Source organism: Streptomyces sp. NPDC001219, assembly GCF_053597915.1.
Map to the genome: position 1 here is coordinate 13,718 of NZ_JBSFJF010000075.1, position 16,982 is coordinate 30,699.

Annotated in this window: 14 protein-coding genes and 1 pseudogene; 12 read left to right on the forward strand and 3 right to left on the reverse strand. The window is 72.0% G+C overall.

What is annotated here, in order from left to right:
* Positions 1–124 precede the first annotated feature (124 nt).
* On the reverse strand, positions 125–1,111 hold the full coding sequence (locus tag ACWC9R_RS31730; protein ID WP_450736697.1) for an ATP-binding protein: 987 nt from the start codon (positions 1,109–1,111) through the stop codon (positions 125–127).
* 101 nt (positions 1,112–1,212) lie between these two features.
* On the opposite strand from ACWC9R_RS31730, the gene ACWC9R_RS31735 reads away from it, so the two are divergent.
* Positions 1,213–2,085, forward strand: coding sequence for an oxidoreductase (locus ACWC9R_RS31735; RefSeq protein WP_450736699.1), 873 nt, complete (start codon positions 1,213–1,215; stop codon positions 2,083–2,085).
* 368 nt (positions 2,086–2,453) lie between these two features.
* Here the strand turns inward: ACWC9R_RS31735 and ACWC9R_RS31740 are convergent, their stop codons facing one another.
* Positions 2,454–3,362 carry an HAD family hydrolase gene (locus tag ACWC9R_RS31740; RefSeq protein ID WP_450736701.1) on the reverse strand — a complete coding sequence of 303 codons (909 nt, stop codon included), beginning with the start codon at positions 3,360–3,362 and terminating at the stop codon, positions 2,454–2,456.
* Positions 3,363–3,815: 453 nt separating this feature from the next.
* On the opposite strand from ACWC9R_RS31740, the gene ssd reads away from it, so the two are divergent.
* The 7 genes and pseudogenes from ssd to ACWC9R_RS31775 all read left to right on the forward strand — a co-directional run.
* The gene (gene ssd, locus ACWC9R_RS31745) at positions 3,816–5,033 is read left to right on the forward strand and encodes a septum site-determining protein Ssd (protein WP_450736702.1); all 1,218 of its coding nucleotides are present in this window, start codon (positions 3,816–3,818) and stop codon (positions 5,031–5,033) included.
* Positions 5,030–6,196, forward strand: coding sequence for a TadA family conjugal transfer-associated ATPase (locus ACWC9R_RS31750; RefSeq protein ID WP_450736704.1), 1,167 nt, complete (start codon positions 5,030–5,032; stop codon positions 6,194–6,196). The genes ssd and ACWC9R_RS31750 overlap by 4 nt, the downstream gene beginning before the upstream one ends.
* Entirely contained in the window at positions 6,193–7,098 is a 906-nt protein-coding gene (locus ACWC9R_RS31755; RefSeq protein WP_450736706.1) for a type II secretion system F family protein, read from the forward strand. The genes ACWC9R_RS31750 and ACWC9R_RS31755 overlap by 4 nt, the downstream gene beginning before the upstream one ends.
* Positions 7,099–7,111: 13 nt before the next feature.
* Entirely contained in the window at positions 7,112–7,954 is an 843-nt protein-coding gene (locus tag ACWC9R_RS31760; RefSeq protein WP_450736708.1) for a type II secretion system F family protein, read from the forward strand.
* Positions 7,955–8,336: 382 nt separating this feature from the next.
* Complete coding sequence (locus tag ACWC9R_RS31765) at positions 8,337–8,543, forward strand: DUF4244 domain-containing protein (protein ID WP_362603618.1); 207 nt, start codon at positions 8,337–8,339, stop codon at positions 8,541–8,543.
* Positions 8,530–8,925: a TadE family type IV pilus minor pilin gene (locus ACWC9R_RS31770; protein ID WP_450736710.1), complete on the forward strand. Its 396-nt coding sequence runs from the start codon at positions 8,530–8,532 to the stop codon at positions 8,923–8,925. The genes ACWC9R_RS31765 and ACWC9R_RS31770 overlap by 14 nt, the downstream gene beginning before the upstream one ends.
* 55 nt (positions 8,926–8,980) lie before the next feature.
* Positions 8,981–9,172: pseudogene (locus ACWC9R_RS31775) on the forward strand (Rv3654c family TadE-like protein); the annotation flags it as partial.
* A 174-nt stretch (positions 9,173–9,346) separates the two neighbouring features.
* On the opposite strand, the gene ACWC9R_RS31780 reads toward ACWC9R_RS31775, so the two are convergent.
* Complete coding sequence (locus tag ACWC9R_RS31780) at positions 9,347–11,710, reverse strand: DEAD/DEAH box helicase (protein WP_450736712.1); 2,364 nt, start codon at positions 11,708–11,710, stop codon at positions 9,347–9,349.
* A gap of 163 nt (positions 11,711–11,873) precedes the next feature.
* Between ACWC9R_RS31780 and bldG the strand changes: the two genes are divergently transcribed.
* From bldG to ACWC9R_RS31800, 4 genes are all read left to right on the forward strand, one after another.
* Positions 11,874–12,215 carry an anti-sigma factor antagonist BldG gene (gene bldG, locus ACWC9R_RS31785; protein ID WP_046926810.1) on the forward strand — a complete coding sequence of 114 codons (342 nt, stop codon included), beginning with the start codon at positions 11,874–11,876 and terminating at the stop codon, positions 12,213–12,215.
* A 110-nt stretch (positions 12,216–12,325) separates the two neighbouring features.
* A complete protein-coding gene (locus ACWC9R_RS31790; RefSeq protein WP_450736714.1) occupies positions 12,326–12,763 on the forward strand; it encodes an ATP-binding protein in 438 nt (145 codons plus the stop codon).
* A gap of 872 nt (positions 12,764–13,635) precedes the next feature.
* Positions 13,636–16,041 (forward strand): sodium-translocating pyrophosphatase, encoded by a 2,406-nt coding sequence (locus tag ACWC9R_RS31795; protein ID WP_450736716.1) that lies wholly within the window; start codon positions 13,636–13,638, stop codon positions 16,039–16,041.
* Positions 16,042–16,259: 218 nt separating this feature from the next.
* Positions 16,260–16,844, forward strand: coding sequence for a small secreted protein (locus tag ACWC9R_RS31800; RefSeq protein WP_450736717.1), 585 nt, complete (start codon positions 16,260–16,262; stop codon positions 16,842–16,844).
* Positions 16,845–16,982: the final 138 nt, after the last annotated feature.

Below are 16,982 nucleotides of genomic sequence, written 5' to 3' on the forward strand. Positions count from 1 at the left end.
GCGCCGGGGCGGCCGGCCGATCTGTCGTGCTCCCGGGGCGTCGGACGGGCCGGCGCCCGGCATCAGGGGCGGGTGCCTCCGGCGGACCGGGCGCCAGAGGCACCCGCCCGTGTTCTCCCCCAGGTCAGGCGAGCTGTGGGGCGACCGCTCCCTCGGACAGCACGAAGGACGGGTCCACCTGGGCTGCGAGGTCGACCCCGGTCTTCGCATTGCCCCAGCTCTCCGCGTTCTTCAGGTGGAAGTGCACCATCTGCCGTGTGTACCGCTCCCAGTCGCGGCGCCCATAGGCGGCGTCGGCCGTGTGGTGCAGCGTCGCCAGGGCCTGCCGGTTGGCCTCCTCCAGGCGGTCGAAGCGGGCCGGGCGGCCCTTCTCCATGGCGCGCACCCAGTCGGAGTGGCCGACGGTGACCAGCAGGTCGTCGCCGGTCTCCTCCCGCAGGAACGCCAGGTCCTCCGGGCCCTGCACCTTGTTGCCCACGACCTTCAGGGGGACGCCGAAGTCCCGTGCGTACTCCTTGTACTGGCGGTAGACGGCGATGCCCTTACGGGTCGGCTCGGCGACCAGGAAGGTCATGTCGAAACGGGTGAACATCCCGGAGGCGAAGGAGTCGGAACCGGCCGTCATGTCGACGACGACGTACTCCTCGCGGCCGTCCACGAGGTGGTTCAGGCACAGCTCCACCGCGCCGACCTTGGAGTGGTAGCAGGCCACGCCGAGATCGGACTCGGTGAACGGTCCGGTCGCCATCAGCCGCACGGCGGAGCCGTCGAGGTCCACCGTCCGGACGCAGGCGTCGTAGACGGGGTTGGTCTCGCCGACCCTCAGGAGCCGCGAGCCCTCACCGGGCGGAGTGGTCTTGATCATCGATTCGGAGGACGGGATACGGGGGTTGCTGCCGCGCAAGTAGTCCTTGATCAGCGGTAGATGGGCACCCATCGCGGGGAGCCCGGCGGCCTCCGTCTCGTCGAGGCCGAGAGCGGGGCCCAGGTGCTGGTTGATGTCGGCGTCCACCGCGATCACGGGGACCCGGGAAGCGGCGAGGTGCCGGATGAACAGGGAGGACAGGGTGGTTTTGCCGCTGCCGCCCTTGCCTACGAAAGCGATCTTCATGTTCACCAAGGGTAATGTTGATCTCGCTCCGAGTGAGAGGGCTGCGTGAAGAAGACCACTCCTTCGAGGGGTCCGGCCTGGTGGTGCGTAGGGTCGTACCCATGGCTGGAATCTCCCGGGGGACGCCCCCCGAACCCCCGCAGGCGAGCAGCGACCCGCTCGTGACCCTGGCCTCGCTCCCGGGAGTCGCCGACTCCGTGGACTCCGTACGCAAGGGGGTCGACCGGGTCTACGGGCACCGGGTCATGCGGCGCCGCAGCAACGAGGTGACGTCCGAGGCGGCGCTGCGCGGAGCGCGCGGTTCCGCGGCGCTCTCGGGCGCCGACTGGGCGCTCGAAGAGGTCCGGCGCCGCACCGACTTCGGCGTCGAGGGCGAGCCGCGCACGGTCGGCGCGGCGCTGCGGCTGACCGCCGAGGCCGGGCAGCTGCTCAGCGTGTGGCGGCAGTCGCCGCTGCGGGTCCTGGCGCGGCTCCACCTGGTGGCGGCGTCAGGCAGCGGACAGGGCTCCGACGCGGCCGACGGGACGGTGGGCCGGCCCCGGCTGGGCACCGAGCCGGTGGACGAACCGCTCATCGAGCTGCCGCTGCCGGATGCCGACGAGGTCGCCGGGCGGCTGGACGGGCTGGCGCGGCTGCTCCTCGCGGGCAGCGAGGCGCCGGCGCTGGTGACCGCGGCGGTGGTGCACGGCGAGCTGCTCGCCCTGCGGCCGTTCGCCACGTGCAACGGGCTGGTCGCCCGGGCCGCGGAACGGATCGTGCTGGTCGGCAGCGGACTCGACCCGAAGTCGATCTGCCCCGCCGAGGTCGGGCACGCCGAACAGGGGCGCGCGGCGTATGTCGCGGCCCTGGAGGGCTACGTCTCGGGCACTCCGGAGGGCGTCGCCGCGTGGATTGCCCACTGCGGACGCGCGGTGGAACTCGGCGTACGGGAGAGCACCGCCGTCTGTGAGGCGCTGCAGCGCGGCGCGGCATAACGGGCGGCCGGGCGAAACCTTTTGGGCTACGCGCGGAGAATTCCGGAAGGTTTGCTTCATTCACCCTGAACAAAGGGTTGCGGCGGTACCAATCGGTGGTACCGCCGCTGGCATGTCCGCCGGGTTACCATGCGTGCTCGAATATGTGCCCATCAGGTCGGAATCTTCGTCCGGTTACCTGGTGCGGCTGGCCCGTAATCGACGGGTCGGCGTCGCGTGGGTGCCCAGCTTTCATGCATCGGTCCGTGGGCCACTTCCTGCGTAAAGGTGTTCCTCTCGGATGTCCTTGGTCTCGCGGGCCGTTAAGTCCTTTGTACTCCTTGGGCGAGGGAAGCGGAACCCCGGCTACCAGATCTTTGGGTCTGACTTCAAGCGCGGGCATTACGGGCGGGGCGACCACTCCGGCCAATAAGGCCGAGCTGCGGCTTCGCGGTTTTCCGCCGGCTCGCGTACCAGACCAGCGTCGCGGTGGCCATCGCCGCGCCGACCCCGGCCATGACGGCGAGCGCCGGCCGCGAGGGCATCGACAGCGCCGGCAGCCGCTGCTTGAGCGGGACCGGCCGGCTGAAGGAGAGAACCGGCCAGCCCCGCGCGACCGCCTCGCGGCGCAGCGCCCGGTCCGGATTGACCGCGAAGGGATGGCCGACCGCCGAGAGCATCGGGACGTCGGTGGCCGAGTCGCTGTAGGCGTAGCAGCGCTCGAGGTCGTATCCCTCGGACTCGGCGAGTTCCCGTACGGCCTCCTCCTTGGTCGGGCCGTAGGCGTAGTACTCCACCTCTCCGGTGAAACGGCCGTCCTCGCCGACGACCATACGGGTGGCCACCACCCGGTCCGCGCCCAGGAGTTCACCGATCGGTTCGACCACCTCGGCACCCGAGGTCGAGACGATCACGACGTCGCGGCCCGCGGCGTGATGCTCCTCGATGAGCGAGGCCGCCTCGTCATAGATGATCGGGTCGATCAGATCGTGCAGCGTCTCGGCGACGATCTCCCGCACCTGGGCCACGTCCCAGCCGCGGCACAGTGAGGAGAGATATTCCCGCATCCGCTCCATCTGGTCGTGGTCGGCGCCGCCCGCCAGGAACACGAACTGGGCGTACGCGGTGCGCAGTACGGCCCGCCGATTGATCAGGCCGCCTTGGTAGAACGACTTGCTGAAGGTCAGCGTGCTCGACTTAGCAATGACGGTCTTGTCCAAGTCGAAGAACGCGGCAGTACGGGGAGTCGAGTGAGGCACGGAGTGGTTTTCCACGGGGCGAGCATAGGCGCCCACCATTCGGCGTAAGGTGTGGCGCGTGGGTTTGCCTGAGAAGGCTCTCGGGTACACCATGGAAGTCACGGATCGTTCGCGACCGTGCTAACCCGGTCCGGCTCCTCCCCCCCCGAGTCGGCCGTGGGGACGACCCCCGCTCTCCCCCCCGGCGGGGGTCGTCGCATGTCCGGACGCATTTTCCGTCATCGGACACTGATCCACACTTCCCCGCGCCCACGCGGCGCCGGCGGACCCAGCCCTCCCGCGCCATTACGCAACGTAGTCATGGCGCTCCTCTGTGGAAGGCCTCTCGGGCCCGGAAGCGGCCCGTCGCCGGAATAGGTGACAGGGATATCCACAGCCACGGAGTTGTCCACAATTTCGCGTCAAGATCCACAAGATTTTCCCGATCGTTGCAGCGTAAAAGTCCGCGAGTTCGCGGGATGTGCGAGTCGCGTAGCGATAGGGGGACGGAACGTGGCCGGAATGACGCCATCGGAACGGCCGGTTCACACCGGCGAGGAGCGGGGCGCACCGCTGATCATCACCGAGGACGAAGGACTCCTCGACGATCTTCTGCGGCTGTGCGCGGCAGCCGGGGCGCTGCCCGAAGTGGCGCACGGCCTGCCCGCGCGCAGAGGGGACTGGGAAGCGCCGCCCCTGGTGATCGTCGGTGCCGACTGCGCGCCCCGTATGCGCGGCGCCGGACGCCGGGAGGGCGTCATCGTCACGGGGCGGGACGCCGACGATCCATCCGTCCTGCGGCTGGCCGTCGCCCTCGGAGCCGAGCGGGTGCTGGCGCTCCCCGACGGCGAACGCTGGCTGGCGGACCGGATCGCCGATGCGGTCGAGGGCGTCGGACCGCCTGCCCTGACGGTCGGCGTCATCGGCGGCTGCGGCGGTGCCGGAGCGAGCACCCTGGCCGGCGCGCTGGCCGTCACCGCGGCCCGCGCGGGACGGCGCACCCTGCTCGTCGACGGCGACCCGCTGGGCGGCGGTCTGGACGTCCTGCTGGGCGGCGAGAAGGAGAAGGGCCTGCGCTGGCCCGCCTTCGCCGAATCACGGGGCCGGGTGGCCTGCGGCGCCCTGGCCGAGTCACTGCCGCGGCTGCACGCGCTGCGCGTCCTCAGCTGGGACCGGGGTTCCGACGTCACCATCCCGCCCCCGGCCATGCGGGCGGTCATGGCCGCGGCGCGCCGACGAGGCGGCGTCGTGGTGGTGGACCTGCCGCGCCGGGTCGACGCGGCGGTGACGGAGGCCCTGGCCCAGGTGGACATGGGACTGCTGCTCGTCCCTTCGGAATTGCGCGCGGTCGCGGCGGCGCAGCGGGTGGCCGCCGGGGTGCAACAGGCGCTGGGTGATCTGCGCGTGGTGGCCAGAGGCGCTCCCGGCCGCCATGGGCACGGCCTGCCGCCGGACGAGATCGCCCGCCTCATGGAGCTGCCCCTGGCCGGTGAAGTGCCCTGGGAGGCGGGCCTGTTGGCCGACCTGTCGCGCGGGGCACCACCGGGGGCGCAGGTGCGCGGGCCGCTGGCGAGGTTCTGCATGGCCTTCTGGGAGCGGCTGACGGAGAGCGGGGGCGACGGGAACGGGCCGCCGTCCGGCGCGGGGCCAGGGTCAGGTGTCGCTGCGAGGGGGCCGGTGGCCGCCCGGGTGACCTCGCGTCCGGGCGGCCGGGGCGGAGGCCGGGTATGAGCCAGGGACAGGATCTGCTGGAGGGGGTGCGCCGGCGGCTCGCCGAGGCCGGCGCGGAGCCGACACCCGCCCGGGTGGCCGTGGCGCTGCGCGAACAGGGGCGGCTGCTGGGGGACGCCGAAGTGCTGGGCGTGGTGGCCGCCTTGCGGTCCGAGATGGTGGGCAGCGGGCCGCTCGAACCGCTCCTGGCCGCTCCCGACGTCACGGACGTCCTGGTCACCGCACCGGACGAGGTGTGGGTGGACCGCGGCGGCGGGCTGGAGCGCACGGACGTCCGCTTCCGGGACGCGGCGGAGGTCCGCAGACTCGCCCAGCGGCTGGCGGCGGTGGCCGGCCGGCGGCTGGACGACGCCCGGCCCTGGGTGGACGCCCGCCTGCCGGACGGTACCCGGCTGCATGCCGTGCTGCCCCCGGTGGCCGTCGCCGGGACCTGTCTGTCCCTGCGGGTGCTGCGGCCGCGGGCCTTCGGCCTCGCCGAACTGGTGGCGGCCGGCACGGTCCCGCCGGGCGGCGACCGGCTGCTCCGGGCGCTGCTGGCGGCCCGGCTGTCGTTCCTGATCAGCGGCGGTACGGGCTCCGGCAAGACCACTCTGCTCAGCACCCTGCTCGGCCTGGTCGGCCCCGCCGAGCGGATCGTCCTGGCCGAGGACTCGGCGGAGCTGCGGCCGGACCATCCCCATGTGGTGCGGCTGGAGACCCGGCCCGCCAACCAGGAGGGCGTCGGCCGGGTGACGCTCCGGGACCTCGTACGGCAGGCCCTGCGGATGCGTCCGGACCGGCTGGTGGTCGGCGAGGTGCGCGGAGCCGAGGTCACGGACCTGCTGGCCGCCCTGAACACGGGCCATGAGGGCGGCTGCGGCACGGTGCACGCCAACGCCGCGTGCGACGTCCCCGCGCGCCTGGAAGCCCTCGGTTCGACCGCGGGCCTCGACCGCGCCGCGCTGCACAGCCAACTGGCGGCCGCGCTCTCGGTCGTCCTGCATCTCGTACGCGACCGGACCGGGCGGCGCCGGGTCGCCGAACTCCATGTCCTGGAGCGGGACCGCGACGGCTTCGTGGTGACCGTACCGGCCGCCGTCTGGGGCCCGGCCGGCTTCCGGGAGGAGCGCGGCTGGGAGCGGCTGCGGCAGCTGTGCGAGCGGGGCGGGGGTGCGTCCCGATGAGTGTGGCCGGGGTGGCGCTGCTGGTCGCGGTGGTCTGCGCGGGCGCCGCCCTCCGGTCGGCCGGTGGCCGGCCGGAGGACGTACGGCGGCGCGCCCGGGCGCTGTTCGGCAGCCGCGGCGCGGCGGACCCGGCAGGAGGCCGGCGCGAGGAGGTGCGGAAGTGGTGCGCGGGGCGGCTGGTCGAGGGGGAAGCGGGGCGCCGCTGGAGCCTCGGCCGCTGGGGGGACGTCGGTCAGGAGGTCTGGTGTCTCCCGGTGGGGCTGGCACTGGCGGTGCTGGGCGAATCCGTGGTCCCGGTGATCGCTTCCGTGGTCGCCCTGTTCCTCGTCCGCCGGTGGCTGGTCACCCGAGGCGCGGGGCGGGTGCGGGACCGGCGGGCCACCGCGGTGATCGGGCTGTGCGCTGCCGTGGCGGGGGAACTGCGGGCCGGGCGGCAGCCCTCCCAGGCCCTGCTCGCCGTGGGGACGCCGGGCCTTGGACCTGCGGGCTCGGCGGTGCTGGCGGCCGCGCGGTACGGCGGGGACGTCCCCCAGGCGCTGCGTTCGGCAGCGCGGCAGCCCGGGGCCGCGGGGCTGACCGGTATGGCCGCGTGCTGGCAGGTGGCCGTGGAGGGCGGCGCGGGGCTGGCCTCGGGACTGGAGCGGATCGCGGCCGGGCTCAGGGCGCAGCGGGATCAGCGCGAGGAACTGCGCGCCCAGTTGGCGGGCCCCCGGGCCACCGCGCTGATGCTGGCGCTGCTGCCGGCCGCCGGGCTCCTGATGGGCAGCGCACTGGGCGCCGACCCCCTACGGGTGCTGCTGCACAGCCCCGCCGGGTGGGGCTGCCTGGTGGTCGGCGGGCTCCTGGAGTGGGGCGGGGTGGCATGGACGGCCCGGATCGTCACGGCCGCGGAAGGCACGTAGGGAGGGGATCGGTGTGAGCGCGGAAGTTGTCCACAGGGTGGGGATGGAGCTGGCCGCCATGACGGCGACGCTGTGCGCCGTGGCACTGGTGCGGGAGGCACGCCGCGGACGCGCCGTACGGCGACGGGCCTCGGCGGTCTGGGGCGCCGGACCGAACCGGCGCGGCAGGGACGGGGCGCGGACCGGAACGTCCGCCCGTGCCCGGTGGCGGAGGCGCGCCGCGACGGCGAGCGACGGCAGGCAGCGGAACGCCCGGCCGCGGGAGTGGGCCGGGCCCCTGGCGGCGGCCAGCCTCCTGGCCCTTCTCGTCGGCGGCATGACGGGCGTCCTGGTGGGACTCGCCGTGGGCTACGGGGTGCATCGCCGCCTGGTCCGCCACCGGGGCGTGGAGGCGGCGCGGTCGGCGGACGCGGAGGTACGGGCGGAGCTGGCACCGGCCGGCGATCTGCTGGCTGCCTGCCTCGCGGCCGGGGCGGGACCGCGGGAATCGGCCGAGGCGGTGGGCCGGTCGCTCGACGGGCCGGTCGCCGAACGGCTGCGCCAGGTGGCGGCGGAACTGCGCCTGGGCGGTGAACCAGCGGTCGTGTGGCCACGGTTGGCGTCCCTCCCCGGAGCCGAAGCGCTGGCGCGCTGTATGGAGCGCGCCGGCATATCCGGGGTGCCAGCCGTCGAGTCGGCATCCCGGATCGCCGCCGAACTCCGGTCGGAGCAGGCCCGGGTGGCGACCGCACAGGCCCGTCGGGCCGGGGTGCTGGTCACCCTGCCGCTCTCGGCGTGTTTTCTGCCGGCGTTCCTGACGCTCGGGGTGGCACCCGTGCTGATCGGGCTGGCGAGCGGCCTGCTGGGACACAACTGAGCGGCGGGCGGGGCGCGTTTGTGGGCTGGGTGGAGGTCGGGGAGAGGTCGGGTGGGGTGGCACGGGCAAGGGCTTGGCCGCACCGGACCGGACGCGGGTCGGGCCCAGACCAGGCCGCCCCCCCCCGGGCCTGCTGGCGAGACCGGTTCCCCGCCCGTGCCGGAACCGCTCAGTCAACACGCCAGAAGCCGACTCACCAGAAGGCCACCAAGCCCCGGCCGGCAGAAGCCGCACAGCAGCAGGCATCAACCAACAGGCCAAACCAACAGAACAACCAACAGAACAACCAACAGAGGCCACTCAACAGAACAACCAACAGAGGCCACTCAACAGAGGCCATTCATCAGGGCCCCGCCATCGGGGCCGTTCAAAGGGGGTTCGCATGTTTCGGAGTGGAAGGCTGCGGCGGTGGTGGGCGGAGCTGCGTGGCATCGGGGCGGACGACCGGGGGATGACCACGGCGGAGTACGCCGTCGGGACGCTCGCGGCGTGTGCGTTGGCCGCGGTGCTCTACAAGGTCGTGACGAGCGGACCGGTACAGGCGTTGCTGCGGTCGGCGCTCGAGAGGGCGATCAATGTCCAGTTCTGACTGTGCCGCCCCGGGTCCGCGGGCCCGGGGCACCCCGCGGACCCGCGACGCCGGATTCGTGACGGCGGAGACGGCCGTGGTCCTCCCCGTTCTGGTGGCGGTGGTGACGGCGCTCGTCTGGGGGCTGATGGCGGTCTGCGCCCGTATCGAGTGTGTGGACGCCGCACGGGCCGGGGCGCGTGCCGCGGCGCGGTCGGAACCACGGGCGGCGGTGATCTCGGCGGCCCGGGGCGCGGCGCCCCGGGGCGCGCGGATCGCCGTGGCACGCGAGGGCGGTCTGGTGCGGGTACGGGTCGCCGCCGGGCTGCCCGGGGTGGGGCGGATGACGGTGCGGGTCACGGGGGAGGCGGTGGCTCTTGCGGAGGAGACGGTACGGCGATGAGGGCTCGGCGACGGTCTGCACGGTCTTCGCCACGGCGGCGCTCTGCGCGGTCTTCGTGGCCCTGATCGGCGTGGGCCAGGCCGTCGCGGCGCGGCACCGGGCGGGTGGCGCCGCGGACCTGGCGGCCCTGGCCGCCGCGGATCATGCCCTGCGGGGCCGGGCCGTGGCCTGCGCGGCGGCCCGCCGGGTGGCGGCCGCGCAACACACCCGCCTGGTGCGCTGCGCGGTGACGGGGCAGGTTGCCGACGTCTCGGCCGAGGCGGGCAGCCGCCCGTTCACCTCCCTGGTACGTGCACGAGCCGGGCCACCGGAGCGCGGTGCCCCGGCTCAGGCCCGGACCGCTCCGGCCCCGGTCACCATGCTCCACGCCCAGCCCGCCCCGGCGCCTCCGCTACGCCCGCCCCGCCCACTACGCCCGCTGCTACGGCCCCTGTGGCACACCGCGCAGCAGCTCGCCCAGCAGCCGGATGGCGCCCCGCTTGTGGAGCGGGTCGTTGCCGTTGCCGCACTTGGGCGACTGGATGCAGGAAGGGCAGCCGGCCTCGCACTCGCAGGAGGCGATCGCCTCACGGGTGGCACCCAGCCACGCGGCGGCGGTGTGGAAGGCGCGCTCCGCGAATCCGGCGCCGCCCGGGTGTCCGTCGTAGACGAAGACGGTCGGCAGCAGGGTGTCCGGGTGGAGCGGCACGGAGACGCCGCCGATGTCCCAGCGGTCGCAGGTGGCGAAGAGCGGCAGCATGCCGATGGAGGCGTGTTCCGCGGCGTGCAGGGCGCCGCCCAGCTGCTCGGGATTGACCCGGGCGGCGTCGAGTTGGTCCTCGGTGACCGTCCACCACACCGCGCGGGTGCGCAGCGTACGGGGCGGCAGATCGAGCTTGGTCTCGCCCAGGACCTCGCCGGTGATCAGCTTGCGGCGCAGGAAGGAGACGACCTGGTTGGTGACCTCGACGGACCCGAAGCACAGCCGGGCGGCGCCCCAGGGGATCTCGGTGTCCGTGTCGAGGATGGAGATCGCGGTGGTGTCCCGGGCGGTCGTGGAATAGGGCGGGCTGGCCTCCTCGACGAGCGCCACGTCGTCGGCGAGGTCGAGCTGCCGCACGAGGTAGGTACGGCCCTGGTGGAGGTGGACCGCGCCGTCGTGGACCGTCATGTGCGCGGCGGCGGCGTCCACGGTGCCCAGCAGCCGTCCGGTACCGGTCTCCACGATCTGCACCGGCGAGCCGCCCTGCCCGCGGATGTCGGTGAGGTCGGCGGCGCGCTCACGGCGCGTCCAGTGCCAGGCCTTGGCGCGCCGGCGCAGCAGGCCCGCGGCCTCCAGCTGCGGCATCAGCCCGTCGGCCGCGGGCCCGAAGAGCGGGAAGTCGGAGGCGGTGAGCGGGATTTCCGCGGCGGCCGCGCACAGGTGCGGGGTGAGCACGTAGGGGTTGTCGGGGTCGAGGACGGTGGATTCGACGGGCTGGTCGAAGAGCGCCTCGGGGTGGTGCACGAGATAGGTGTCCAGCGGGTCGTCGCGGGCCACGAGCACGGCGAGCGCGCCCTGCCCGGAGCGGCCCGCCCGCCCGGCCTGCTGCCACAGGGACGCCCGGGTCCCCGGATAGCCGGCGATGACCACGGCGTCCAGACCGGACACGTCCACGCCCAGTTCGAGCGCGGTGGTGGCGGCCAGGCCGAGCAGTTCACCGCTGTGCAGGGCACGTTCCAGGGCGCGGCGTTCCTCGGGCAGATAGCCGCCCCGGTAGGCGGCGACCCGTCCGGGCAGCGAGCGGTCCACCTCCGCGAGCCGCTCCTGGGCGATGAGGGCGATGAGTTCGGCGCCGCGCCGGGAGCGGACGAAGGCGACGGTGCGTACGCCCTGGACGGCGAGGTCGGTGAGCAGATCCGCGGTCTCGGCGGTGGCGGTCCGGCGGACCGGGGCGCCCTGCTCGCCGTGGAGTTCGGTCAGCGGCGGCTCCCACAGCGCGAAGACCAACTCACCGCGCGGCGAGGTGTCCTCGGTGATTTCCACCACGGGCAGACCGGTCAGCCGGGTCGCGGCCTGCCCCGGCTCCGCGGCCGTGGCGGAGGCGAGCAGAAAGACCGGTTCGGAGCCGTAGCGGGCGCAGATACGGCGCAGCCGACGGACGACCTGCGCGACATGGGAGCCGAAGACGCCGCGGTAGCTGTGGCACTCGTCGATGACGACATAGCGCAGCGCCCGCAGGAAGGAGGACCAGCGGGGGTGCGACGGCAGGATGCCGCTGTGCAGCATGTCGGGGTTGGTCAGGACGTAGTTGCCGTACTGGCGGACCCACTCGCGCTCCTCGACGGGGGTGTCGCCGTCGTAGACCGCGGGCCGGACGGCCGGGCCCAGCGGGGCGGCCAGCTCCCGTACGGCGCGCCGCTGATCGGCTGCCAGCGCCTTCGTGGGGGCCAGATACAGGGCCGTGGCCCCTCTCCCGTTCGGGGCCTCGGAGCCGTCCAGGAGCGTGGAGAGCACCGGGGCGAGATAGGCCAGGGACTTCCCCGAGGCGGTGCCGGTGGCGACCACGACCGATTCGCCGCGCAGCGCGTGTTCGGATGTCCGTGCCTGGTGGGCCCAGGGACGCTCGATTCCGGCCGAGCGGATGGCGGCGATCACTTCCGGCCGGATCTGTTCCGGCCAGTCGGCATGGCTGCCGATGCGCGGGGGCAAGTGCTCCGTATGAGTGATGCGCGCAGCGCGGGTCGCGCCCCTGGTGAGACGTTCGAGAATCATGCCTGGGGACGTACGTGCGCCCGCATCCGGCGGGACTGGATTGGAGGCCATCGGCACCGAGTGTGTCACCGGAAGTGACGGACAATGCTTAAAGGGCGTCGTGCACGCCTACCGGTAAGTGATTGAATGCCATCGCGGCTGCCAGATCCGCCCCTACCTACGGTGGGGAGGCCCCAGGGGGGCGACCGCTCGATAGCAAGGTGCTGGAGGATCCGTGGACCTGTCCCTGTCGACCCGGACCGTTGGCGACCGTACGGTCGTCGAGGTCGGTGGCGAGATTGATGTATACACCGCGCCCAAGCTGCGGGAGCAGCTGGTCGAGCTTGTGAACGACGGAAGCTACCACCTCGTGGTGGACATGGAACGTGTCGACTTCCTGGACTCCACTGGGCTCGGCGTCCTGGTCGGTGGGCTCAAGCGAGTGCGTGCCCATGAGGGCTCGCTGCGCCTGGTCTGCAACCAGGAGCGCATTCTCAAGATCTTCCGTATCACCGGACTGACCAAGGTGTTCCCGATTCACACCTCGGTCGACGAAGCCGTCTCGGCGACTGACTGACGGTTTTGCCGGTCCCCCGCGCCAGCAGGCGCGGGGGGAGGAAGTAGTGGGGGGTACCGGACGGAGGTCCGGCCCCCTGCGTCGCACGCCCGCATCACTAGGGGGATGGCATGGCCACCGTCGAACTTCGCTTCAGCGCCCTTCCCGAGCATGTCCGCACCGCGCGTCTGGTCGCGGCCGCGGTGGCACGGCGCGCGGGGGTGGACGAGGCCGTCCTGGACGAGGTGCGGCTCGCCGTCGGTGAGGCGTGCAGCCGCGCCGTGGGCCTGCACGAGAGCCATGACATCAGCTCGCCCGTCCGGGTCCTGCTGATCGAGGACGAGAAGAAGTTCTCCATCGAGGTGGGCGACGGCGTGACCGGCGACTCCGGCACGGCGCGGGGCGCCGACGAGGCCGAGAGCGTCGCGGAGACCGACGCCGAGGGCGAGGACGAGATGGGCCTCGCCGTGATCAGCGGGCTGGTCGACGACGTCGAGGTGACCGCCGGCAAGGACGGCGGACTGATCCGCATGACCTGGCCCACCACGGCTGCCGCGGTCCTGCCGTAGGGCGTGCGACGGCCCCGTGAGCGGGGCGTCTCCGAGCCGGGCTGCCCGTAGTCGGCCACGCTCTCCGTAGGTGACCACACCCTGCCCTTCGTAGGTGGCGACGCCCTCCGTGGGTGACGCGGCACGAGCCGTCACGTCCTCGGGGTGCCGATCTACCCACAGTGGCTCTCAAGGGCCGTGACGGCGGTCGTAGCGGCCTCGCTCACCAGCGCGGCACCCTGCCCGGTCGCCCGGCCACGAGATCCCGGAGAGAGCGCCCTACGGCCCTCTGCCGGGCTCTGAGCCGGAGTGAGCGGCTCCCTTCCGTCGGGACGGGCCCGACACCGCGACGAGCCAAGCCCCGCGACGGCCTCGGCCCCGTGCCGACGCCGATCCCGCGCCCGCCGACCGTACGGACGCGGCACGGGCCCCGCATCGGCCATCTCCCGCGTCCCCCCCCGCTCCGTTCCCGTCGCATGCGTTGCGATCCGGACTCGATCTGACGGTTCTTCATCGGGTCGCGGGGAGCGGTGCGGGCGGGTGGGGCCACCCGTTCGGCCGTAGGTGGGCGGATCAATTCTCTCCGGTGTCACGCGTACCTCAATCGGCTCAGGCTCCGGGGCGGCGTCCTTGAGCAGCGGCGATCAGTCGGCGCTCCATTGGCGATCAGTAGGACATGGAGATCATCGGGCCGTGGTCAGCGAATTCGGCGCTTTCCTTCGTCCGGGCGAATTCCGTACCGCCCCGGCCTTTTGATCTTCGCTGTCACCGGCGAATTCCCTTTGACGCGTACTGTTTTGATCAACCGCGGCTCCCTACAATCCGTCCACATCTTGCTCAGGACGCCTGAGCGTGCTTCCGCGCGCCCATGTGCCAAACGTCAAGGAGGACGAATGGCGGGGCCTTACACCCCTCAGTTGCTTGACACCCCCACTTTTCTGGCCGGGCCGTCGCTTACGGCGGGCAATCGCGGCATCGTGCTGGTGATCGCCGTGGTCGCCCTGGCGGCACTGGCTGTCGCGGCGGTGCTGGTCCGCCAAGTGCTCGCGGCCGGTGAGGGAACCGACAGTATGAAGAAGATCGCGGCGGCGGTGCAGGAAGGCGCAAATGCCTACCTGGCGCGGCAGTTGCGGACCCTCGGGGTATTCGCCGTCGTGGTGTTCTTCCTGCTCATGCTGCTGCCTGCGGACAATTGGACGCAGCGGGCCGGACGCAGCGCCTTCTTCTTGATCGGCGCCGGATTCTCGGCGGCCACCGGCTATATCGGCATGTGGCTCGCCGTACGCAGCAATGTGCGCGTCGCGGCGGCCGCCCGGGAAGCCACTCCGGACGAGGGTGATCCCCGGGAAAGGGATCTCACGGCCGTCTCCCACAAGGCGATGAAGATCGCATTCCGTACCGGCGGCGTCGTCGGAATGTTCACCGTGGGGCTGGGGCTGCTCGGTGCCTCCTGCGTGGTGCTCGTGTACGCCGTCGACGCGCCCAAGGTGCTGGAGGGCTTCGGCCTCGGTGCCGCGCTGATCGCGATGTTCATGAGGGTCGGCGGCGGCATCTTCACCAAGGCCGCGGACGTCGGCGCCGACCTCGTCGGCAAGGTCGAGCAGGGCATCCCCGAGGACGACCCGCGCAACGCCGCGACCATCGCGGACAACGTGGGTGACAACGTCGGTGACTGCGCCGGTATGGCCGCCGACCTCTTCGAGTCGTACGCGGTGACCCTGGTCGCCGCGCTCATCCTGGGCATGGCCGCCTTCGGCGACGCCGGGCTCGCCTTCCCGCTGCTGGTCCCGGCCATCGGGGTGCTCACCGCGATGATCGGGATCTTCGTGGTCGCGCCCCGGCGCAGTGACCGCAGCGGCATGACGGCCATCAACCGCGGCTTCTTCATCTCCGCGGGCATCTCGCTGGTCCTGGTGGCCGTCGCCGTGTTCACCTACCTGCCGTCCAGCTACCAGGGCCTGAAGGGCGTCACCGACGTCGAGATCCTGAGCACCAGCGGCGACCCGCGGATGCTGGCGCTGGTGGCGGTCGCCATCGGCATCGTGCTGGCCGCGCTGATCCAGCAGCTGACCGGCTACTTCACCGAGACCACCCGGCGGCCCGTGCGGGACATCGGGAAGACCTCGCTGACCGGGCCGGCCACGGTCGTGCTCTCCGGTATCTCGATCGGCCTGGAATCGGCGGTCTACTCGGCGGTGCTGATCGGGCTGGCCGTCTACGGCGCGTTCCTGCTGGGCGGTGCCTCCATCATGCTGGCGCTGTTCGCGGTGGCACTGGCCGGCACCGGCCTGCTGACCACCGTCGGCGTGATCGTGGCGATGGACACCTTCGGCCCGGTCTCCGACAACGCGCAGGGCATCGCCGAGATGTCCGGCGATGTCACCGGTGACGGCGCGCAGGTGCTGACCGACCTGGACGCGGTCGGCAACACCACCAAGGCCATCACCAAGGGCATCGCCATCGCGACGGCCGTACTGGCCGCGGCCGCGCTCTTCGGCTCGTACCGGGACGCGATCGCCACCGCCGTACGGGACGTCGGCAACGCCGCCACCGGTATGGGGCTCAGCCTGGACATCTCGCAGCCCAACAACCTGGTCGGGCTGATCCTCGGCGCCTCGGTCGTCTTCCTGTTCTCCGGGCTGGCGATCAACGCGGTCTCGCGGTCGGCGGGCGCGGTGGTCTTCGAGGTGCGCCGGCAGTTCCGGGAGCACCCCGGGATCATGGACTACAGCGAGAAGCCCGAATACGGGCGGGTCGTGGACATCTGCACCAAGGACGCCCTGCGTGAGCTGGCCACCCCCGGGCTGCTGGCCGTGCTCACCCCGATCGCGGTCGGCTTCTCGCTCGGTGTCGGCGCGCTCGGCTCGTTCCTGGCGGGTGCGATCGGCACCGGCACGCTGATGGCGGTCTTCCTCGCCAACTCCGGTGGCGCGTGGGACAACGCCAAGAAGCTGGTCGAGGACGGACACCACGGCGGCAAGGGCAGCGAGGCGCATGCCGCGACGGTCATCGGTGACACCGTCGGTGACCCGTTCAAGGACACCGCCGGTCCGGCGATCAACCCGCTGCTGAAGGTCATGAACCTGGTGGCGCTGCTGATCGCGCCCGCTGTGGTCAAGTTCTCATACGGCGAGGACAAGAGCACGGGCGTCCGTCTCGTGGTCGCGTTGCTGGCGATCGCCGTCATCGTCGGTTCCGTCTACGTCTCCAAGCGGCGCGGAATCGCCGTGGGTGACGAAGACAACTCCGAGGATTCGGAAAGCATCGCCAAGTCGGCCAAGACGGTGGTGGCCTCCTAGCCGGAAAGGACCACCGGAAGGGCCCGCGGACCGCTCAACTGGGCGGGTGGACGGCGTACTTTGCAGGCGCCGGCCACCCGCCTTCCGCGTGCCCGGGTGGCCCTGCGGTCCTTGGTGCAAATGGCTGCAATGAGGGCAGGGCGGGATGCCCGACCGGTGGCCCAGGCCCTTTCGACGTGTATGTTCCGGGGCCGAGAGCCATGGAAGGGACCAATCCGGTGAACAAGAAGCTTGTGGCTGCACTGTCCGGCGGTGCCGCACTGGTACTCGCGCTGACCGGTTGCAGCGACGACAGCAGCAAGAAGCTCAATGACTGGGCGAAGAGTTTCTGCGACCCTGCGCAGGCTCACTTCAAGCAGATCCAGGACGCCAACGGCGCCATGCAGACCGCCGACAACGGAAGCACGGACTCCAAGAAGGTCCAGCAGACGGACTCCGCCGCCTTCCAGAAGATTTCCAGCGCCTACGCCTCGCTGGCCAAGTCCCTGGAGAAGGCCGGGCCTCCGCCGACCGACGAGGGCAAGCAGGCCCAGCAGAACGCCGTCAAGGAGCTCAACTCGCTGTCCAAGGGCTACGCGGACCTCCAGAAGCAGGTCGACGGCCTGGACACCTCGGACAAGCTCAAGTTCGCGGACGGGCTGCGCGACCTCTCCAACGGCATCAACAAGCTCAACAAGCAGAGCGAGGCCGCCTTCAAGAACCTGGAGGCCGGTGACGTCGGCACGGCGATGGCCGCCCAGAAGGGCTGCCAGAGCCCGGCCGCCTCCGGTTCCCCGGCGCCCACGCAGTCCAAGAAGTCCTAGGACCTGTCGTCAAACTCCCACCTGCCCCGCGGCGCCTGGCGCGCACGCTCGCTGCGTTGTCGGGTTCGCCCCGATACACCCAGTATCGGGGCGACCCTCCGCCTTGCGATCGCACGCACCAAGATAGGAATAGCACAC